Below are 18,575 nucleotides of genomic sequence, written 5' to 3'. Positions count from 1 at the left end.
GTGTGCCGCTCCCTAGGCTCTCGCCGACCCCTCACGGAAGGTCGGCCCATGGAGAGACCGAGGAAGGCAGCGCTCGACCCCGCGCCGCGGTACGCGGCGCAGCTGCCCGGTGTCCCTGAGCCTGACGTTCCGTAACCAGTCCGTCAGTCGGTTGACGCACTGAGTGCGCGGACAGGCCGGTCGGAGCGAGGGGGGTCCCCGCCGGTCTCTCCCTTTCTCCAGAGGAAGAGCGGTATGCGATCCATCATCAGCCGGAAGCTGTTCACCGCCGTGGCCGCGACGGGCATCCTGTCGCTGACCGGAGGGTTCGCCGTGGCGGCGAACTCCATGGGCGGCACCAGTGGTACGCCCGACCCCGGCGCCGGTCACCACCTCGAGGTCCCCCTTCCCGAGAGCCTGTGCGGCGACCACGCGCATCTCGACCATGCTCCCGCCGGGGCGCTGGGTGACCTGTGTGCTCCGTCGGACGAGGAGGAGCCCGGCGGCTACGGCGACGACGACAACCCTCCGACGAAGCCGCCGACGACTCCGCCCACGAAGCCGCCGACGACGCCTCCGACGAAGCCGCCGACGACTCCGCCCACGAAGCCGCCGACGACGCCTCCGACGAAGCCGCCGACGACTCCGCCCACGAAGCCGCCGACCACGCCTCCGACTAAGCCTCCGACCACGCCTCCGACCACGCCTCCGGCGTCCCCGTCGCCGAGTTCCAGCTGGCCCGGTGGGCCGGGTGGCCCGGGGAAGCCGCATCTCCCCGACACCGGCGGTGACTCCGCGACGATGGGTGCGGCCGCCGTCAGCGCCGCCCTCGTGATCGGCGGTGCCGTCATCTACCTTCGCGCCGGGCGTATCGCGCGGGCCGGGCGCGCCGGACGGAGCGAGCGCCGGCACTGACGTCACGTACGAACAGAGCGTCAACCAAGACCCCCACCTTCGCCCGTGGGGGTCTTCGGCGTTGCTGCACTCAGGGGAATTTCGCGACGGATCCGCACGGGGGCTCGTTCTCAGGGCGCAGTACCTCAGTACCGTCGACACCTGCTCCGAAGGGCCTACGCAGTCATGAATCTGCGCTCTCACGCCGGCATGGGAATCCTCATGACCGCTCTCGCCTCCGCGGCCATGGCCTCCCCCGCCGTCGCCGCCGACGCGCCCGTCGTCGTTCCGCTCCAGGGACTGGAGCCGGTGATTCCGATGGACGCCCCCACGGTGGCGTCCGGAGTGCCGCTGCCGGTGCCGGGAGGCCCCACCGGCTTCCAGGAGGGTGGGTCCGGCACGCTGCCGGACGTCAGTCTGCCGCGGGTGCCGTTCACGAGCACGCTCCCGGAGACCGTCCTCGCCGCCCCGCTGCCCGAGGTCGTCGAGGGCAGCGAGCCGGGCGAGGCCCTGTTCGCCACTCCCCGTTCGGAGATGGTGGGCGCCACCCCCGGCGCCACGGTCGGCAACCCGGTCGTCGCGCCGCGCGGCGACCGGCTCGGGCTGCCGGACCTCGCCGTGCCGGAGGTCGGCGTCGTCGCCCCCGCGCTGCGTGGAGCGCTGGGCTCCCAGCTGGGTCTGGCGCGGCCGACGGCCTGACGACGTTCTTTTGTGCGACGAATGGCCCGGCAGGTGAAGGCACGATTCTTCCCCGCCACCCGAGGGGTCGTTGCTCGTTACAACAGAAGGCTGGTCGCATGGCCGTGGCCCGCAGATCCCGGAGTTCCGTACCGCCGTATCCGGCGGCGGGCGGGCCACCGGTTCTGCGGGCCTTCCCTCGCTTTTCGGTCCCGTGCGGCCTAAAGGCCGTGACCCGTACGCCATTTCGGCGTTGAACGGGAATGTCGGCCGTGATTCTCGCGGTCACCCTTCCACGTCCAAGGAGTTCTTGATGTCTCGCATCGCGAAGGCTGCCGCTGTCCTCGCCGGCACGGGTGCCGTTGCCCTCAGTGGAGCCGGCATGGCCGTCGCCGACTCGGGCGCCGAGGCCGTCGCCGCCCACTCGCCCGGTGTCGCCTCGGGCAACGTCGTCCAGGTCCCCGTCCACGTGCCGGTCAACCTGTGCGGCAACACCGTCACGGTCATCGGCCTCATCAACCCGGCGTTCGGCAACCAGTGCGCGAACGTCGACGGTCAGGGTGACCACCGCGACGGCGGCTACGGCGGCTGACGTTCCGCTCGTCGTCCTGACGTCCCCCCGGCCGGCCGGCCGGGGGGACGTTCTGTCATGCGTACCGGTAGATCGCGCTGTGGTCGAGCATCTGGGCGGGGGTGACCCCCCAGGGGCCCATCTTCTCGTCGCGGGCGGCGATCCGGCGGTACTGCGACTCGCCCAGCTGCGGCGGGCGCGTGGGGAGATAGCCGGCCCGCGGGTTGCGCTGCTGCCAGCGTGACCAGAGCAGGTCGACGAAGGAGTGGTGGAGCCAGAAGACCGGATCGTTGACCGAGGCGCCGCCGAGCATGAGGCCGCCGACCCAGCGGTGCACGCGGTTGTGGATGCGGAACCGCTCGCTGCCCCGGCCCGGGGCCCACCCCTCCAGCGTGTTCCGGAACCCCGACCGGCTCGTGGAGTTCCAGGGCTCGACGTCGTACACGGTCTCCCGCATCACGTCGTCCAGCTGTGCCTTCGTCGGCAGTGCGATCGGGTCCTGGGGGCGGCCGAAGTCCCTGGTCAGGAAGCGGCCTTCGGTCATGCCGTGCTTCACCGTCCAGCGTCCGCCCGCGTAGGCGAAGGGGCCGGTCATCACCTGGAGGTCGGAGCGGCGCCCGTTGCCGCCCATGAAGTCCTCGCCCCAGAGGGAGGCGGCCGGGGTGTTGTCCTTCGTCCAGTCCCAGTACGGCACGGTGACGGTCGGGTCGATCCGGCGCAGCGCCCGCTCGAACTCCAGCAGGAACTTGCGGTGCCAGGGAAGGAAGCTGGGGGTCATGTGGGCCACGCGCAGGCGGTTGTCGCCGTCGGCGACGTAGTAGTCGATGTGGGTACGGACGAAGTCGTCGTACGTGCCCGAGCGCTTGAGCTCCAGGACGGCGGCGACGAACTTCTTCCGCTCGGCGCTCGTCAGGTCGCGCTGGTTCTTACGTGTGTACGCCACGCGGGCTCCCTCCGGGGTGGACGCCGTGGGACGCGGCGTAGCGGGTCAGGGGGGCGGACCCCAGTTCGTCCACGGCCGCGCGGGTGGCCGCCAGTGGCGTGGCATGGGACTCGTAGTGGTCGATGGGAGTGAGGAAGCCGCCGTCGGCGCGGCGCATCACGTGGAGCGGGCGGCCGTCGACGAGGACCAGGGTCTCGCCCGTGGGACCGGCGAGGCCGCGGATGTGCCGTCCGCGGTACATCTCGTCGAAGCTCTCCCCGGGGGCTCCCGCGGACGCCCCCTCGGGGTTCTCGTCCGAGGGGCGGGGGTGCCGCTCGCGTGGGGTGGCGGCGATGCGGGCCAGGGCGCCGCCCGTGAAGGCGGCGACGGCCAGGGTGAAAAGGGACCGCAGTGCGACGCGGCGCGGGACGATCATGAGTGATCTCCAAGTGGTCGGAGAATGCCCTCAGGGCACAACGATGGAAACCCGACTTCGTTGCGAGGGAAATGCCAGAGGGTGGAATGTCGGCCGTTCGAGTGAATTCGGCGCGGGGAAGCGGCCGTTCGGCCACTAGCATCCGGATCCATGACTTCTTCCAACGTCGTTTCCTCGGCGCGCAGCGAGAATCCGCTGGGAACGCTCACCGTCGTTCCGTGGACGATCGGTCCCACCGCCGACACCCCCGTCACCCCGTTTCTGATGGTGTATTCCCTCGGGGACGGCCGTGACGGCCCCGAGGCCGGCGAGGAAGCCATGCGGGCCGCCCTGGAGGGCATGGGTCTGCCGCTGGGGGGCCGGGTCGTCGACGCCTCCCAGGAGCGCGGGACCGGCGCCCACCTGCTCGTCGAGGCCCAGCGGGCCGTGCTCACACTGCCGTTCATGAAGGTGCAGTGCCCGGTGCCCGCGGAGTGGGAGGCGGCCGTCAAGGAGAACGGGCACGCCTACCTGATCTGTTCGGCGCGCCCCTGGCCCGACGCCGTGCCCGGCGAGGCGGTCACGGAGGAGCGGCTGAAGAGCTTCGTCACCGACGACGAGGTCGTGGCGGCGGCCGCGCACGTCATGCTGCCGGTACGGCGACTGCAGGGCTGAGCCGAGAACGGCGGAGAGGGGGTCGCGGCATGGCGACGGTGAACGTACGGGGCGGGGTGCCGGAACAGCGGCAGGAGGAGTCCGGTGCGAGCGCCGGGACGATCGGCGCGAGCCGGGCGCTCGGCCTACTGCTCGTGATCACCGGAGCGGCCGGGGTGCTGGCCGGCTGGGTCATCACGATCGACAAGTTCAAGCTCCTGGAGGACCCGCACTTCCAGCCGGGGTGCAGCCTCAACCCGGTCGTGTCCTGCGGCAACATCATGAAGAGCGAGCAGGCGGCGGTGTTCGGCTTCCCGAACCCGATGCTCGGTCTCGTGACGTACGGGATGGTCGTCGCGATCGGGGCCGGGCTGCTCGCCGGGGCCCGCTACCGCGGCTGGTTCTGGCTCGGGCTGAACGCCGGAATGCTCTTCGGCGTCGGCTTCTGCACCTGGCTGATGTACCAGTCGCTGTACGAGATCAACGCGCTCTGCCTCTGGTGCTGCCTGGCCTGGACCGCGACGCTCCTCATGTTCTGGTACGTGACCTCGCACAACGTCCGTACGGGCGTGCTGCCGGCGCCCGCCGCCGTGAAGGGGTTCTTCGAGGAGTTCACCTTCGCCCTGCCGGTGCTGCACATCGGGATCATCGGGATGCTGATCCTGACCCGGTGGTGGGACTTCTGGACCAGCTGACGTGACCCTCCTCTCCTGGCCGCGGGCCGCACCGACCGTGCTGCTCGCGGCCGTTCTCGCGCTCGTGCTCCTGCCCGCCGGCCGGCTCGCGCCCGGGGGCCGCGCACCCGATCCCGTACCGGAGCGGCTGACCGTGCCGTCGGGGTTCTTCACCGGCTCCGACGCGACCGGGGTGCGGCGGATCGCCGAGGTGCAGCGCTGGCTCGGCGGCGGTTCGCTGACCGTCGGGCACACCTACCTGCCGGGCGACCGCTGGTCCAACATCGAGGGACACCCCGCGCTCTTCGAGCCCTGGGCGCGGTGGAAGGAGGAGGAGCCGGGGCGGCTCTTCGTCCTGAACGTGCCGCTGCTCGACCGCAGCGAGGAGGGGCTGCCGGACGAGGAGGTCAGGGCCGGTCTCCGGCGCGGGGTGGCGGGCGCGTACGACGGTCACTTCCGCACGCTGGGGGAGCGGCTCGTCGCGCACCGGCTCTCCGACGCCGTCCTGGTGCTGGGCTGGGAGATGAACGGCACCACCTACAGCCATCGCTGCGGGCCGGATCCCGAGGCCTGGAAGGCGTACTGGAAGCGGGTCGTGGGGGTGCTGCGGGAGGTGCCGGGGCAGCGGTTCCGCTTCGACTTCACGGCGAGCAGGGGGCGGGACGCCGTCGCGTGGCCGACCTGCTACCCGGGCGACGCGTACGTCGACATCATCGGCCTCGACGCGTACGACCAGCCGGAGGGGCTCGGGTTCGAGGAGCAGGTGACCGAGGAGTTCGGGCTGGCGCACCATGTGCGGTTCGCGGCGGCGCACGGCAAGCCCGTCTCGTACCCGGAGTGGGGCCTCTTCCGCAACGGGGACAATCCGGCGTACGTACGGGGGATGCTCGACTGGTTCGCGCGGCACCGGCCGGTGTACCAGACGTTCACCGACTACTGCCCGCACGGCGTGTGGGGGTGTGCGGACAATCCGGAGTCGGGCCAGGTCGTCAGGGGTGCGCTCGGGGCGCCGGGCGGCCCCTGAGGGCCTCGGCGCTCCGGGCGCTCACGCGTTGTAGGCGACCAGCGAGATGCCGACGTAGTGGACGATGAAGGCCGCGAGGGTCAGCGAGTGGAAGACCTCGTGGAAGCCGAACCAGCGGGGGGACGGGTTCGGACGCTTCATGCCGTAGATGATCCCGCCCGCGCTGTAGAGCAGCCCGCCGACGACCACCAGCACGAGGACGGCGACACCGCCGGCTCGCATGAAGTCGGGCAGGAAGAAGACGGCGGCCCAGCCCATCGCGATGTAGCAGGGCGTGTACAGCCAGCGCGGGGCGCCGACCCAGAAGACCCGGAAGGCGATGCCGGCCGTGGCGGCGACCCACACCGCCCACATGAGCGGCCGGCCGGTGGAGTCGGGGAGGAGCAGCAGCGTCAGCGGCGTGTAGGTGCCCGCGATGATCAGGAAGATGTTGGCGTGGTCCAGCCGCCGCAGGATCGCCTCGCCGCGCGGTCCCCAGTTGCCCCGGTGGTAGAGCGCGCTGATGCCGAAGAGCAGGCAGGCGGTGAGGACGTACACCCCACAGGCGATCCGTGCCCGGGGTGAGTCCGAGAGGGCGACGAGCACCAGCCCCGCGATGATCACGGCGGGAAACATCCCGGCGTGCAGCCAGCCCCTGAGCCGGGGCTTCACGAACTGCTCGATCTCGTTCACCGAGGGCATGGCAGAAGTCATGAGCCGAATGCTACCTACGTACCCGTAGGTCCCGGATAGGAGTGGCGATGCTCACGTGTGCGGCCCTCTGGACATATGGGCGTATGCGTCGGATGATCAAATGAGTGTGGTCGGCACCGGATGAGCAGCTACGACGCATCCGGGTCGCAGCCCCCACGGGGCAGACGTTTCTCAAAACCCCTCATCAAGGAGCAATCGTGGCGCGCGACAACGCGGCTCCCACCACCGCCGTCCCCACCCAGCACCAGGAACTGGTCGCCTGGGTGAACGAGATCGCCGAGATCACGCAGCCGGACCGCATCGTCTGGTGCGACGGATCCGAGGCCGAGTACGAGCGCCTGTGCGAGGAGCTCGTCGCCAAGGGCACGTTCAAGAAGCTCGACCCCACGCTCCGCCCGAACTCGTACTACGCCGCCTCCGACCCGTCCGACGTCGCGCGCGTCGAGGACCGGACCTTCATCTGCTCCGAGAAGGAGGAGGACGCGGGCCCGACCAACCACTGGAAGGCCCCGGCGGAGATGAAGGAGATCTTCGCGGGTGAGGAAGGGATCTTCCGCGGGTCGATGCGTGGCCGCACCATGTACGTCGTGCCCTTCTGCATGGGCCCCGTCGGCTCGCCGCTCTCCGCCATCGGCGTCGAGATCACCGACTCCGCGTACGTCGCCGCCTCCATGCGCACCATGACCCGCATGGGACAGGCCGTCCTCGACGAGCTCGGCACCGACGGATTCTTCGTCAAGGCCGTCCACACGCTCGGCGCGCCCCTGGAAGAGGGCCAGGAGGACGTGCCGTGGCCCTGCAACTCCACCAAGTACATCTCGCACTTCCCCGAGAGCCGTGAGATCTGGTCGTACGGCTCCGGCTACGGCGGCAACGCCCTGCTCGGCAAGAAGTGCTACGCGCTGCGCATCGCCTCCGTCATGGCGCGTGACGAGGGCTGGCTCGCCGAGCACATGCTGGTCCTGAAGCTCACCCCGCCGCAGGGCGAGTCGAAGTACGTCGCCGCCGCGTTCCCGTCCGCCTGTGGCAAGACCAACCTCGCCATGCTGGAGCCCACGATCTCCGGCTGGACGGTCGAGACCATCGGCGACGACATCGCCTGGATGCGCTTCGGCGAGGACGGCCGCCTCTACGCGATCAACCCCGAGGCCGGCTTCTTCGGCGTCGCGCCCGGCACCGGCGAGCACACCAACGCCAACGCCATGAAGACCCTCTGGGGCAACTCCGTCTTCACCAACGTCGCGCTCACCGACGACGGCGACGTGTGGTGGGAGGGCATGACCGAGGAACTGCCCAAGCACCTCACGGACTGGAAGGGCAACGACTGGACGCCGGAGTCCGAGACCCCGGCCGCCCACCCCAACGCCCGCTTCACCGTCCCGGCCGGCCAGTGCCCGACCATCGCCCCGGAGTGGGAGGACCCGAAGGGCGTGCCGATCTCGGCGATCCTCTTCGGCGGCCGCCGCGCCTCCGCCGTCCCGCTGGTCACCGAGTCCTTCACCTGGCAGCACGGCGTCTTCCTCGGTGCGAACGTCGCCTCCGAGAAGACCGCCGCCGCCGAGGGCAAGGTCGGCGAGCTGCGCCGCGACCCGTTCGCCATGCTGCCGTTCTGCGGCTACAACATGGGCGACTACATGGCGCACTGGATCAAGGTCGGCGCGAAGGCGGACCAGGCCAAGCTGCCGAAGATCTACTACGTCAACTGGTTCCGCAAGAACGAGGCCGGCAAGTTCGTCTGGCCCGGCTTCGGCGAGAACAGCCGTGTCCTGAAGTGGATCGTGGAGCGCCTGGAGGGCAAGGCCGAGGGCGTCGAGACCCCGATCGGCATCCTGCCGACCGCCGACGCGCTCGACACCGAGGGCCTGGACCTTCCCGCGGAGGACCTGGAGTTCCTGCTCAAGGTCGACCGTGACGTCTGGCGCGAGGAGGCCGCCCTGGTCCCCGAGCACCTGAACACCTTCGGCGACCACACGCCGAAGGAGCTGTGGGACGAGTACCGCGCGCTGGTCGAGCGCCTGGGCTAGACCCGCACCCCCGAAGACTCGTGGCGGGTCGCCCCGAAACGCCGCCCTGACCAGTGGGGTCACGAACGGCTCGTCACGATGCATACCGGCCCCCGGAGCCCCCTCACGGCTCCGGGGGCCGGTGCGTTCGCCGCCTCAGAGCAGCGGCTGACCCGACTCGACGGTGGCGATCGCCCGGCGGCAGGCGTCGCGGAACTTCACGAACTCGCCGTTCCAGGTGCTCGCCCGGGCGCCGCGGCTGCCGGCGTCGTCGAACAGGCTGGTGCGCAGCTCGGTGGTGAGCTCCAGCTGGGCCCCCATGGAGAGCATCGTCCGGTTGGCCGGGTTGGACGCGTGGTCGCCGTTGAACTCCGAGAGCAGCGTGGCCCACGCGGGGGCGAGGGAGTCGATCGCCGGGAAGCCGGCCGCGTTCAGCTCCTTCACCAGCTCCGTGCGGAAGGTCTTGTTGAGACCGCCGACGACCGCCATGCGACGGTCGCCGGTCGGGGGATAGGTCCCGGTCGGCAGCTTCAGCTGGTCGAACTGGCAGCCGTGCAGGCTGAGTACGTTGAGATGGCTCGCCGCCGTCGCCAGGGCGACGTGGTCGTCGCAGTTCTTCGAGGTGACGTGCAGGACCCTGTTGCCGCTGGAGAGCAGGCCCTCGAACATCCAGTAGTCGTGCACGGTCGGCAGGACCGGCGCGCCGTCGGCGTCGCCCGGGCTGTATCCGGCGATGCCCAGGCAGAGCTCGCTGGTGCCGATCTCGATGCCGCCGCCGTGCAGCGCGAGGATCGCCGTGCGCCGGAACGCGGCGACGGTGGTCATCGAGGTGTCGAACTGCTCGTGGCGCCGGAACCGGCGGCTGAAGCTGGTGCCCTCCTGACCGGCCCGCTCGCGGTAGAGCGCGGTGTTCGAGGGGTACTCGGTCTCGTCCGCGTACGCCGGTGCGGCGGTGGCCAGTTGGGCGAGCAGCGGGGAACCGGCCGCGGCCGCCGCGGCCAGGGCCGTGAGCACCGTACGGCGGGAGGCGGGACGCGGGGCGGAAGCATGATCCGTGGTCATGGCCGGAACATAACCGATGGTGACGCCATGAGGTGGATCTTTCCGGCGTCAGGCGGAAGAGCCTGTCACTTCAGGACTTCTCCCGTTCCCCCGGACAGCGCTGGGTGGGCCCGCTGCCGGCGGTCGGTAGGGGGTGGCACCCGGGCCGCGCGCCTCCCCGGCACGCGGCCCGGGGCCGTCAGGGGGCGCTGACCAGCTCGGGCGAGGTCAGGGCGGCGGTGTGCGCGTCCATGCGCTCGGCGGCGAGGATCGCGGCGGCCGTGTCGGCCCGGGACGCGGCGACGACCAGGGCGCGGCCCGCGAGGGCGTGGGCGCGCTGGTGCAGCGAAGGGGTGTTCGAGCCGCTCAGTCCCGCGTGCCGGGCCGGCGGCGCTCCGCGCAGCCGCGCGACCTGCCGGGCGATGAGATCGCCCGCCTCCGTGTCGCCCAGCTCGTCCGTGACGGCGAGGAGGGCGGCGAGGTGTCCGGCGAGCTGGATGTCCAGCTCCTCCTCGCGGGAACGGTGCGGATACGCGTCCTGGTCGTCGTCGGCCATCCGGTGGACCGACTTCGTGCGGATCGGTTCGTACATGGGACGGCCTCCTGAGGTATCTCTGGATCCATCCTAGCTTGGATTCAATCTAAAGTTGAGCGTGGTCCGGGGGTGTGGCCCGGGCGGGACGCGTCAGTGCTGGCTGTAGCCGTCCAGGAAGGTGCCGATCCGGGTCACCGCGTCGGCCAGGTCCGTGGCGTTCGGCAGGGTGACGATCCGGAAGTGGTCCGGCTCGTGCCAGTTGAAACCGGTCCCGTGGACCACCATGATCTTCTCGGCCCTCAGCAGGTCGAGGACCATCTGACGGTCGTCCTTGACCTTGTAGACGCTCGGGTCGAGTCGGGGGAAGAGGTACAGGGCGCCCTTCGGCTTCACACAGGTCACCCCGGGGATCTGCGTCAGCAGGTCGTACGCCACGTCACGCTGTTCGAGGAGCCGGCCGCCCGGGAGTACCAGGTCCTCGATGGACTGCCTGCCCTGGAGCGCGGCGGCCACCGCGTGCTGCGCCGGCATGTTGGCGCACAGCCGCATGTTGGCGAGGATCGTCAGACCCTCGATGTACGAGTGGGCGTGGGTCTTGGGGCCGCAGACCGCGAGCCAGCCGGAGCGGAAGCCGGCCACCCGGTAGTTCTTGCTCATCCCGTTGAAGGTCAGGACGAGGAGATCGGGGGCGATGGCGGCGGTGGGGGTGTGCGTGGCGCCGTCGTAGAGGATCTTGTCGTAGATCTCGTCCGAACAGACGACCAGGTTGTGACGGCGGGCGATCTCGGTGAGGGAGCGGAGCATCTCGTCGTCGTAGACGGCGCCCGTGGGGTTGTTCGGGTTGATGATCACGATCGCCTTGGTGCGGTCGGTGATCTTCCGCTCGATGTCCGCGAGGTCCGGCATCCAGTCCGACTGCTCGTCGCAGCGGTAGTGCACGGCCGTACCGCCGGCCAGGGAGACCGCGGCGGTCCACAGCGGATAGTCCGGGGCGGGGACGAGCACCTCGTCGCCGTCATCGAGCAGCGCCTGCATCGACATCTGGATCAGCTCGGAGACGCCGTTGCCGAGGTAGATGTCCTCGACGGAGAGCGGGATGCCCTTGGTCTCGTAGTGGCTCATCACCGCGCGGCGGGCCGCGAGCAGGCCCTTCGCGTCGCCGTAGCCGTGCGCCTCGGCGAGGTTGCGCAGGACGTCCTCGAGGATCGCCGGCGGGCACTCGAAGCCGAAGGCGGCCGGGTTTCCGGTGTTGAGCTTGAGGATGCGATGACCCGCGGCCTCAAGCCGCATCGCCTCTTCGAGCACCGGACCCCGGATTTCGTAACAGACGTTGGCGAGCTTCGTGGACTGGATCACCTGCATGTCGAGAGCTTACGGCGGTGAGCGGCGGGACGCCTCGTGTTTTGGGACACGTCGGGCAGAACGGAGGGGCGGAACGCGCTGGTGGACGGGGTCCGCAGCCCGCCCTCGCGGGCCCGGCGGGGCGCCCGCTCCGTAGAATGCGCGGCCATGGGCCACCAGGACGACCGCACCGCAGAAGCCTCCGGGCGCCGCCGCCCGGGCAGTGCCTCCGGATGCCGGTGGCTCGGTGCGTTCGGCTCGCTCGCCGTCGCGGTGGGCGGCTACGGGGCCGGGACCCTGCCCGTGCGCGAGCCGTGGGGGCTGTGGGCACCCCGGGGGTCCGCGACGGCCGTGGCCGGCGCCCTCCTCGCGTATCTCGGGCTGACGCTCCTCGTCGTGGCCTGGTGGCGGTACGGGGTACTGCTGGCGCGCGGGGTACGGGAGGCGCGGGAGCGGGTCCTCGGCACGCTGGCGTGGTGGACCGCGCCGCTGGTGCTCGCGCCGCCGCTGTACAGCGCCGACGTCTACAGCTACATCGCGCAGGGCGCCATGGTCCTGGAGGGGTACGACGTGTACGGGGCGGGGCCGTCGGTCCTCGGCCCCGGGGACCTCGGGGCGGACGCGGCGGCGAGCGTCGGCGGGCACTGGACGGACACCCCCGCACCGTACGGACCGGTCTTCCTCGTCCTCGCCCGGGCCGTGGTCGAGCTGACCGGCGGCGCGATCGTGCCGGCCGTGGCCGGGATGCGGCTGATCGCGCTCGGCGCGCTCGCGCTGATCGTCTGGGCCGTTCGGGGGCTGGGGGGCGGCAGCGGGGCGCTCTGGCTGGCCGCGCTCAATCCGCTGCTGCTGATCCACGTCGTCGGCGGGATGCACAACGACGGGCTGATGATCGGGCTCATGCTGAGCGGGGTGCTGCTGGCGACCCGCGGGCGGTGGGTGCTCGGAGCGGTGCTCGTGGGGCTCGCGATGATGATCAAGTCGCCCGCGGCGGTCGCGCTGCTCTTCGTCGGGGTGATGGTCGCGCGGCGGGACGGTGGCGTCCGGGGCGTGGCGAAGGGGCTCGTGCTGCCGGGGCTCGTGGCGGGCGCGGTGGCCGCGGGGGCCACGGTGGTGGCCGGAACCGGCTTCGGCTGGCTGCGTACGCAGAGCGTCGCCGGGGCGATCCACACCGCGCTCTCGGCCACCAGTGACGTGGGTCTCGGGCTGGGGCTGCTCCTGGCGGACGACCCCGATCCGGTGAAGGGCGTGGTGCAGAAGCTCGGGCTGCTCGCGGCGGCGGTGATCATCCTGGCGCTCGCGTGGCGGGCGTGGAAGGGGCGGATCGATCCGGTGCCGGCGCTGGGGCTCTCGCTGGTGGCGCTGGTGGCCCTGTCGCCGATGGTGCAGCCGTGGTACCTGCTGTGGGGGGTGTGCGCGGTGGCACCGGCCGCGTGGGACACGCGCCGGGGGCAGGTGCTCGCCGTGGTGTCGGCCGCGCTGGTGTACGAGACGGCGCCGTCGGGACGGACGCCGGGGTACGGGTTCGCCGTGGCGGCGGTGGTGCTGGTGGTGGGGCTCTGGTGGGTGCGGCGTGCGGCGTGGGCGTCCCCCCGTGGGGGCGGCACGGCGGAAGGCGACGCCGCCCCCGCCGCCGTGGCGCGCCAGGAGCGGGTGGGCCAGCAGCGGGTGGGCCAGGAGGAGGCGCGCCCGTAGGGCCGTCGTTCCGTCAGCCGGTCGACGTCCTTCGGATCGCCCGGCCGGCCAGGGCGTCCGTCCGGACGCCGTCCTCCACGACGAACCTGCCGTCGATCAGGACGTGCGGGATGCCCACCGGGAGGGTGCGAGGGGAGTCGTACGTCGAGCCCGCCGACACCGTCGTCGGGTCGAAGAGGACCAGGTCCGCCACATAGCCCTCGCGGACCAGGCCGCGGTCCGGCAGGCGCAGGCGGGCAGCCGGGCGGGACGTCAGGTGGGCCACGCACTCCTCCAGGGAGAGGACGCCCTCCTCGCGTACGTACTTGCCCAGGTACTGCGGGAACGTCCCGTACGCCCGCGGGTGCGGCTTGAAGCCCTGGAGGATGCCGTCCGAGCCGCCCGTGTGGACCCGGTGCCGCATGATCGCGCGGACGTTCTCCTCGTGGCCGACGTGCTGGAGGATCGTCGAGCCGAGCCGGTCGTCGATCAGCAGGCGGCGGGCCGTGGCCCAGGGCGTCTCGCCGCGCGCCTCGGCCGACTCCAGGACCGTCCTGCCGACGTAGGACGCGAGCCCGGGGTCGCTCACCCCCGAGATCTCGATCGTGTCCCACTCGATCGGCACGCCGTGACAGCCGTCCGAACCGATCTCCTCCAGGTGGTGGCGGATCCGTTCCGAGGCCTCCGCGTCCTTCAGCCGCGCCAGGACCGCCTCCGGGCCGCCCTCGCTCGCCCAGCTCGGCAGCATCGCCACGAGGGTCGTGCAGCCGGGCGTGTACGGGTAGGTGTCGAGGGTGATGTCGGAGCCGTCGGCCAGCGCCTCGTCGAGCAGGGCCAGGAGATCCGGCGCCCGGCCCTTGTTCACGCCGAAGTTCATCGTCGCGTGCGCCAGGTGCAGCGCGCAGCCCGCGTCCCGGGTGAGGGCGACCATCTCCTCGTACGCCTGGAGCGCACCGGCGCCGTACGAGCGGTGGTGCGGACAGTAGTAGCCGCCGTACTCCGCCACGACCCGGCAGAGTTCGGTGAGTTCGGCGTCCTTCGCGTACATCCCGGGGGTGTACGTCAGCCCGGAGGACATCCCGACCGCGCCCTGCTCCATGCCCTCGGCGACGAGCTGCCGCATCCGGTTCAGCTCGGCCTCGGTGGCGGGCCGGTCGTCCCAGCCGACCGCGTACATCCGGACCGTGCCCTGCGGGATCAGGTACGCCGCGTTGACGGCGATGCCCCGGCCCCCGTGCGCGCGGTCGAGGCGGTCCAGATAGCCGCCGACCGTGCGCCAGTCGAAGTCGATGTCCGAACCGTCGCCGTTCCAGCCCGTGATGGCCCGGCGGACCTCCGCGAGCGTGCGGTCGTCGGCCGGCGCGTACGACAGTCCGTCCTGGCCCAGGACTTCGAGGGTCACGCCCTGGGCGGCCTTCGCGGTGTGCTCCGGGTCGCGGAGCAGCGCGAGGTCGCTGTGGGCGTGCATGTCGATGAAGCCGGGGGACAGGGCGAGGCCCTCGGCGTCCAGGACGCGGCGGGCGGTGGGCCGCTGACAGCCCGCCGCCGCGGCCTCCTTGACGATGGCGGCGATCCGGCCGCCGTCGACGGCCACGTCGGCGCGGTACGAGTCCCCGCCGGAGCCGTCGATGACGTCCACGTCGCGGATGACGAGGTCCATGGTGACCGGCTCCTCTAGAAGAAGGTACGGATGTAGTCGACGACCGTGCCGTCCGCCTCGACCAGCGGGATCAGCTGCCACTTGTCGAAGGACGTGCACGGGTGGGACAGGCCCATGCCCAGCCAGTCACCGACCTCGATCTCGGCGCCCGGCTCGGTGCGGACCCAGCCGTGCTGGTCGGAGAGGCCGGTGACCGCGATGCCGTCGGCGGGGCGGACCGTGCCCGTGCGGGCGTCGCGGAGGACCTGCGCCTCGGGGAGGTGGAGGTCGTACGCGGCATCGCGCTTGCCCGCGTTGGTGAAGGCCTGCTCGGGCGTCGGGCGCGAGACGACCTGGGCCCAGAGCCGGAACGCGGGTTCGAGCGCGCCCTCCTCGGGGACCCGGTTGAAGGGGGTCAGGTCGCGGTAGTGGCCGGAGTCGTGCGAGACGTACGCGCCCGAGCGCAGCAACTTCAGTACGGGCAGGGAGAGTCCGGGGATCTCCGCGAAGACGTCGGCGACCGCGTCGAACCAGGCGCTGCCGCCCGCGCTGATCACGATCTCCTCGACGTCGGGGGAGAAGCGGCCGGCCTTGTCGAGCTCCGCGGCGAGGGAGACGAGGCGGTTCAGCCAGGCGTGCACGCGCTCCGCCGTGGCCTGGGGGACCTCGCCCTCGTACCCCGCCACGCCGACCAGGCGCAGGGTGGTCGTCGCGGCGACGGCCTCGGCGACGGCGGTGCAGTCGGCCTCCGTACGGGCTCCGGTACGGGCTCCCTCGCCGGCGCCGAGCTCGACGACCACGTCCACGGGGCGCCGGGCCCCCGCCTCGGAGAGCGCCGCGTCCATCAGCTCCACCCCGCGCACGGAGTCGACGTAACAGATGAAGCGGAAGCCGGGGTCCGCGTCGAGCTCGGCGGCCAGCCAGCGCAGGGCGGGGGCGTCGACGAGCTCGTTGGCGAGGAAGATCCGGGCGATGCCGTGGGCGCGGTAGACACGTGCCTGGTGCGGGACGGCGGCGGTGATGCCCCAGGCGCCGTGCTCCAGCTGGCGGTCGAAGAGCTGCGGGGCCATCGAGGTCTTGCCGTGCGGGGCGAAGGCGAGACCGTGGCGCTCGGCGTAGGTCTCCAGGAGGCGGAGGTTGTGCTCGACGGACTCGGCGGAGAGGGCGAGGACGGGGGTGGTGAAGCCGCCCGTGAAGAGGTTGCGGCGCTGGGCGGCCAGCTCGCCGACGGTCAGACCCTCGGCGTCCGGGGGCAGGGCCTTGAAGCGGTGGTCGACGCGCTCGTCCGCCAGCCGCTGCGTGGGGGTGGGCTGCTGCATGGGGCCTCCTCGAGGGGCGTTGCATGATATGCAACGGTCATTGCGCATATCGCTTACTGGTGTCTAACATCCGGGCCAACGCCGGGTCAATGGACCCGCATGACAGACGAGCCGGACGAGCCGGACGAGCCCGACAGGCCCGACAGGCCCGACAGGCCCGACAGGCCCGACGAGCCCGACGAGCCGACACGCCCGACGAGACCGACGAGCGGCGAGGAGCCCCTACGTGACCGTGACCGGAAACCCGCCCGTGGACGCGCCACCCGTGGATGTCGTCTGCCTCGGCGAGTCCATGGTCACCTTTCTGCCCGCCCGGCCGGGCCGCCTCGCCGACGTCCCCTCCTTCGCCCGCGCCATCGGAGGCGCCGAGTCCAACGTGGCCTGCGCGCTCGCCGCGGCCGGACACCGCGCGAAGTGGGTGAGCCGGGTGGGGGCGGACGGCTTCGGAGACCACCTGGTGGAGGCGGTCGGGGCGTACGGGGTCGACGTGTCGGCGGTGCGGCGCGACGCGGCACGGCCGACCGGCATCTACTTCCGCACCGCCACCGACCGCGCGACCGCGGCGCACGAGGTCGCGTACTACCGCGCCGGGTCGGCGGCCTCGGCGATGTCGCCCGCCACGGTGCCGTACGACTCCGTCGCGAACGGTCGGGTGCTCCACCTGTCCGGCATCACCGCCGCGCTCTCGGCCGACTGCCTGGCCCTGACACGGGAGCTGACCGCGCCCCGCGCGGGCCGGCCGCTGGTGTCGTTCGACGTGAACTTCCGGCCGGGGCTGTGGCGCGACGCGGCCGCGGGCGGCCGGGTGCTGATGGAACTGGCGCGGGGCGCGGACATCGTCTTCGTGGGAGCGGACGAGGCGGAGGAGGCGTGGGGGGTGTCGAGCGTCAGCGCCATCGGCGACGCGCTCCCCGAGCCCGAGCTGCTCGTCGTCAAGCTCGGCAAGGGGGGCGCCGTCGTCCTCGACCGGAGACCGGAAGCGGCCGCAGGAACAGAGGACGGCGACGGCACCGCCACCCTTGTCCGCGCGCCCCGCGTCGACGTCGTCGCGGCCGTCGGGGCCGGGGACGCCTTCGCCGCCGGGTTCCTCTCCGGGACCCTTCGGGGGCTGCCCGTACGGGACCGGATCCGGCACGGGCACCTCATGGCCGCCGCCACCCTCACCGTCCCCGGTGACCTGGGCGCGCCCGCCCGGACCGTACACGCCGACCGGCTCGTCGGACTCGACGACGAGGCCTGGGGGAGACTGCACCTCGGCCCCGGCTGGACGGGGGAGGACCAGGAGGTACCTACGCCATGAGTCAGACCGTCGACCGCGCGCTGAGCATCCTGCCGTTGCTCGCCCAGGGGCCCGCCGACCTCGGACAGGTCGCCGACCGGCTCGGGGTGCACAAGTCCACCGCCCTGCGGCTGCTCCGCACCCTGCACGAGCACGGACTCGTCTACCGGCAGCAGGACCAGCGCTACCGTCTCGGCGCCCGCCTCTTCGCCCTCGCGCAGGAGGCCGTCGAGAACCTCGACATCCGCGAGATCGCGCACGCCCACCTCACCGCGCTCAACGAGCAGATCGGGCACACCGTCCACCTCGCCGTGTACGAGGAGAGCGAGGTCCTCTACATCGACAAGGTCGAGAGCCGCTATCCGGTCCGGATGTACTCCCGTATCGGCAAGCCCGTCGCCATCACCGTCGCCGCCGTCGCCAAGCTGCTGCTCGCCGACCTCCCCGAGCCCGAGCGGCGCGCCGTCGCCGCCAGGCTCGACTACCCCATGTACACGCCCCGTTCGATCCCCAACGCCGCCGCGTTCCTCAGGGAGCTGGCGACCGTACGCGAACAGGGCTGGGCCACCGACCTCGGTGGCCACGAGGAGTCCATCAACTGCATCGGCGCCCCCATCCGCGGGGCCGACGGCCGTGTCGTCGCCGCCATGTCGGTCTCGGCGCCCAATGTGGTCGTGACGGCCGAGGAACTCCTCACCCTGCTCCCGCTGGTGCGCCGCACCGCCGACGCCATCAGCCGGGACTACTCAGGCAACACCCCTACCAAGGACCGGACATGACCGAGAAGACCGCGCTCACCCCCGACACCCACACCGCCCCGCCCGCGAAGTTCTCGCACGGCGTCAGGAAGGGCAACATCCTCCAGGTCGCCGGCCAGGTCGGCTTCCTTCCGGCCGTGGAGGGCCAGCCTCCGACGCCGGCCGGTCCGACGCTGCGCGAGCAGACCCTCCAGACCTTCGCCAACGTCAAGGCGATCCTGGAGGAGGGCGGCGCGAGCTGGGACGACGTGATGATGATGCGCGTCTACCTCACCGACGTCGACCACTTCGCCGAGATGAACGAGATCTACAACGCGTACTTCGAGGAGCAGGGCCTCAAGGCGCCCGCCTCGGCCCGTACGACGGTCTACGTCGGCCTCCCCAAGGGTCTCCTCATCGAGATCGACGCCCTCGCGGTCCTCGGCTGAACCTGAGCTGATCTTCCTGATTCCGCCGCTCCACGGCACGGCGTCCACCCCCGG

The 18,575-nt window shown here is 71.6% G+C and carries 19 protein-coding genes; 11 read left to right on the top strand and 8 right to left on the bottom strand.

Annotated features, from left to right (window positions below; all coding sequences use genetic code 11):
• The first annotated feature begins 234 nt into the window (after positions 1-234).
• The 3 genes from M5362_RS20885 (at position 235) to M5362_RS20875 (ending at position 2,143) form a co-directional block, all read left to right on the top strand.
• Entirely contained in the window at positions 235-894 is a 660-nt protein-coding gene (locus tag M5362_RS20885; protein WP_260229180.1) for an LPXTG cell wall anchor domain-containing protein, read from the top strand.
• 201 nt (positions 895-1,095) lie between these two features.
• Positions 1,096-1,572 (top strand): hypothetical protein, encoded by a 477-nt coding sequence (locus M5362_RS20880; protein ID WP_260229179.1) that lies wholly within the window; start codon positions 1,096-1,098, stop codon positions 1,570-1,572.
• Between the two features lie 292 nt (positions 1,573-1,864).
• Positions 1,865-2,143, top strand: coding sequence for a chaplin (locus M5362_RS20875; RefSeq protein WP_260229178.1), 279 nt, complete (start codon positions 1,865-1,867; stop codon positions 2,141-2,143).
• Between the two features lie 55 nt (positions 2,144-2,198).
• Here the strand turns inward: M5362_RS20875 and M5362_RS20870 are convergent, their stop codons facing one another.
• Both M5362_RS20870 and M5362_RS20865 read right to left on the bottom strand, forming a co-directional pair.
• Positions 2,199-3,065: a tyrosinase family protein gene (locus M5362_RS20870; protein ID WP_260229177.1), complete on the bottom strand. Its 867-nt coding sequence runs from the start codon at positions 3,063-3,065 to the stop codon at positions 2,199-2,201.
• Entirely contained in the window at positions 3,049-3,480 is a 432-nt protein-coding gene (locus tag M5362_RS20865) for a tyrosinase cofactor (RefSeq protein ID WP_260229176.1), read from the bottom strand. The genes M5362_RS20870 and M5362_RS20865 overlap by 17 nt, the downstream gene beginning before the upstream one ends.
• Before the next feature lie 150 nt (positions 3,481-3,630).
• Here M5362_RS20865 and M5362_RS20860 point away from each other — a divergent pair, with 150 nt between their 5' ends.
• From M5362_RS20860 to M5362_RS20850, 3 genes are read left to right on the top strand one after another with little or no spacing between them, the layout of a single operon-like run.
• Positions 3,631-4,134 (top strand): DUF5949 family protein, encoded by a 504-nt coding sequence (locus tag M5362_RS20860; protein WP_260229175.1) that lies wholly within the window; start codon positions 3,631-3,633, stop codon positions 4,132-4,134.
• 29 nt (positions 4,135-4,163) lie between these two features.
• Positions 4,164-4,808 (top strand): vitamin K epoxide reductase family protein, encoded by a 645-nt coding sequence (locus tag M5362_RS20855; RefSeq protein WP_260229174.1) that lies wholly within the window; start codon positions 4,164-4,166, stop codon positions 4,806-4,808.
• Position 4,809: 1 nt separating this feature from the next.
• Positions 4,810-5,811, top strand: coding sequence for a glycosyl hydrolase (locus M5362_RS20850; protein ID WP_260229173.1), 1,002 nt, complete (start codon positions 4,810-4,812; stop codon positions 5,809-5,811).
• A 21-nt stretch (positions 5,812-5,832) separates the two neighbouring features.
• On the opposite strand, the gene M5362_RS20845 is transcribed toward M5362_RS20850, so the two are convergent.
• The gene (locus M5362_RS20845; protein WP_260229172.1) at positions 5,833-6,504 is read right to left on the bottom strand and encodes a hemolysin III family protein; all 672 of its coding nucleotides are present in this window, start codon (positions 6,502-6,504) and stop codon (positions 5,833-5,835) included.
• A gap of 197 nt (positions 6,505-6,701) precedes the next feature.
• On the opposite strand from M5362_RS20845, the gene M5362_RS20840 reads away from it, so the two are divergent.
• Positions 6,702-8,528, top strand: coding sequence for a phosphoenolpyruvate carboxykinase (GTP) (locus M5362_RS20840; RefSeq protein ID WP_260229171.1), 1,827 nt, complete (start codon positions 6,702-6,704; stop codon positions 8,526-8,528).
• A gap of 135 nt (positions 8,529-8,663) precedes the next feature.
• Here the strand turns inward: M5362_RS20840 and M5362_RS20835 are convergent, their stop codons facing one another.
• From M5362_RS20835 to M5362_RS20825, 3 genes are all read right to left on the bottom strand, one after another.
• Complete coding sequence (locus M5362_RS20835) at positions 8,664-9,569, bottom strand: poly-gamma-glutamate hydrolase family protein (protein WP_260229170.1); 906 nt, start codon at positions 9,567-9,569, stop codon at positions 8,664-8,666.
• 178 nt (positions 9,570-9,747) lie between these two features.
• Entirely contained in the window at positions 9,748-10,140 is a 393-nt protein-coding gene (locus tag M5362_RS20830) for a hypothetical protein (protein ID WP_260229169.1), read from the bottom strand.
• A 93-nt stretch (positions 10,141-10,233) separates the two neighbouring features.
• Entirely contained in the window at positions 10,234-11,445 is a 1,212-nt protein-coding gene (locus M5362_RS20825; protein WP_260229168.1) for a pyridoxal phosphate-dependent aminotransferase, read from the bottom strand.
• Between the two features lie 147 nt (positions 11,446-11,592).
• Between M5362_RS20825 and mptB the strand changes: the two genes are divergently transcribed.
• Complete coding sequence (gene mptB, locus M5362_RS20820) at positions 11,593-13,119, top strand: polyprenol phosphomannose-dependent alpha 1,6 mannosyltransferase MptB (RefSeq protein ID WP_260229167.1); 1,527 nt, start codon at positions 11,593-11,595, stop codon at positions 13,117-13,119.
• A 13-nt stretch (positions 13,120-13,132) separates the two neighbouring features.
• Here the strand turns inward: mptB and M5362_RS20815 are convergent, their stop codons facing one another.
• Positions 13,133-14,758: an amidohydrolase family protein gene (locus M5362_RS20815; protein WP_260229166.1), complete on the bottom strand. Its 1,626-nt coding sequence runs from the start codon at positions 14,756-14,758 to the stop codon at positions 13,133-13,135.
• A 14-nt stretch (positions 14,759-14,772) separates the two neighbouring features.
• Positions 14,773-16,056, bottom strand: coding sequence for an amino acid deaminase (locus M5362_RS20810; RefSeq protein WP_260229165.1), 1,284 nt, complete (start codon positions 16,054-16,056; stop codon positions 14,773-14,775).
• Positions 16,057-16,348: 292 nt separating this feature from the next.
• On the opposite strand from M5362_RS20810, the gene M5362_RS20800 reads away from it, so the two are divergent.
• From M5362_RS20800 to M5362_RS20790, 3 genes are read left to right on the top strand one after another with little or no spacing between them, the layout of a single operon-like run.
• A complete protein-coding gene (locus tag M5362_RS20800; RefSeq protein ID WP_260229254.1) occupies positions 16,349-17,356 on the top strand; it encodes a sugar kinase in 1,008 nt (335 codons plus the stop codon).
• Positions 17,353-18,114 (top strand): IclR family transcriptional regulator, encoded by a 762-nt coding sequence (locus M5362_RS20795; RefSeq protein WP_260229164.1) that lies wholly within the window; start codon positions 17,353-17,355, stop codon positions 18,112-18,114. The genes M5362_RS20800 and M5362_RS20795 overlap by 4 nt, the downstream gene beginning before the upstream one ends.
• Positions 18,111-18,521 (top strand): RidA family protein, encoded by a 411-nt coding sequence (locus tag M5362_RS20790; RefSeq protein WP_260229163.1) that lies wholly within the window; start codon positions 18,111-18,113, stop codon positions 18,519-18,521. Before M5362_RS20795 ends, M5362_RS20790 begins: the two co-directional genes overlap by 4 nt.
• Positions 18,522-18,575 lie beyond the last annotated feature (54 nt).

This window comes from Streptomyces sp. Je 1-79 (assembly GCF_025195125.1).
Lineage (GTDB): Bacteria > Actinomycetota > Actinomycetes > Streptomycetales > Streptomycetaceae > Streptomyces.
This window is presented reverse-complemented; position numbering and strand designations above follow the sequence as displayed.

Coding starts and splice junctions, on each gene's coding strand:
- M5362_RS20835 (WP_260229170.1), bottom strand. CDS start 9,569: ATGACCACGGATCATGCTTCCGCCCCGCGTCCCGCCTCCCGCCGTACG.
- M5362_RS20885 (WP_260229180.1), top strand. CDS start 235: ATGCGATCCATCATCAGCCGGAAGCTGTTCACCGCCGTGGCCGCGACG.
- M5362_RS20825 (WP_260229168.1), bottom strand. CDS start 11,445: ATGCAGGTGATCCAGTCCACGAAGCTCGCCAACGTCTGTTACGAAATC.
- mptB (WP_260229167.1), top strand. CDS start 11,593: ATGGGCCACCAGGACGACCGCACCGCAGAAGCCTCCGGGCGCCGCCGC.
- M5362_RS20860 (WP_260229175.1), top strand. CDS start 3,631: ATGACTTCTTCCAACGTCGTTTCCTCGGCGCGCAGCGAGAATCCGCTG.
- M5362_RS20830 (WP_260229169.1), bottom strand. CDS start 10,140: ATGTACGAACCGATCCGCACGAAGTCGGTCCACCGGATGGCCGACGAC.
- M5362_RS20795 (WP_260229164.1), top strand. CDS start 17,353: ATGAGTCAGACCGTCGACCGCGCGCTGAGCATCCTGCCGTTGCTCGCC.
- M5362_RS20800 (WP_260229254.1), top strand. CDS start 16,349: ATGGTCACCTTTCTGCCCGCCCGGCCGGGCCGCCTCGCCGACGTCCCC.
- M5362_RS20855 (WP_260229174.1), top strand. CDS start 4,164: ATGGCGACGGTGAACGTACGGGGCGGGGTGCCGGAACAGCGGCAGGAG.
- M5362_RS20790 (WP_260229163.1), top strand. CDS start 18,111: ATGACCGAGAAGACCGCGCTCACCCCCGACACCCACACCGCCCCGCCC.
- M5362_RS20845 (WP_260229172.1), bottom strand. CDS start 6,504: ATGACTTCTGCCATGCCCTCGGTGAACGAGATCGAGCAGTTCGTGAAG.
- M5362_RS20880 (WP_260229179.1), top strand. CDS start 1,096: ATGACCGCTCTCGCCTCCGCGGCCATGGCCTCCCCCGCCGTCGCCGCC.
- M5362_RS20875 (WP_260229178.1), top strand. CDS start 1,865: ATGTCTCGCATCGCGAAGGCTGCCGCTGTCCTCGCCGGCACGGGTGCC.
- M5362_RS20865 (WP_260229176.1), bottom strand. CDS start 3,480: ATGATCGTCCCGCGCCGCGTCGCACTGCGGTCCCTTTTCACCCTGGCC.
- M5362_RS20810 (WP_260229165.1), bottom strand. CDS start 16,056: ATGCAGCAGCCCACCCCCACGCAGCGGCTGGCGGACGAGCGCGTCGAC.
- M5362_RS20815 (WP_260229166.1), bottom strand. CDS start 14,758: ATGGACCTCGTCATCCGCGACGTGGACGTCATCGACGGCTCCGGCGGG.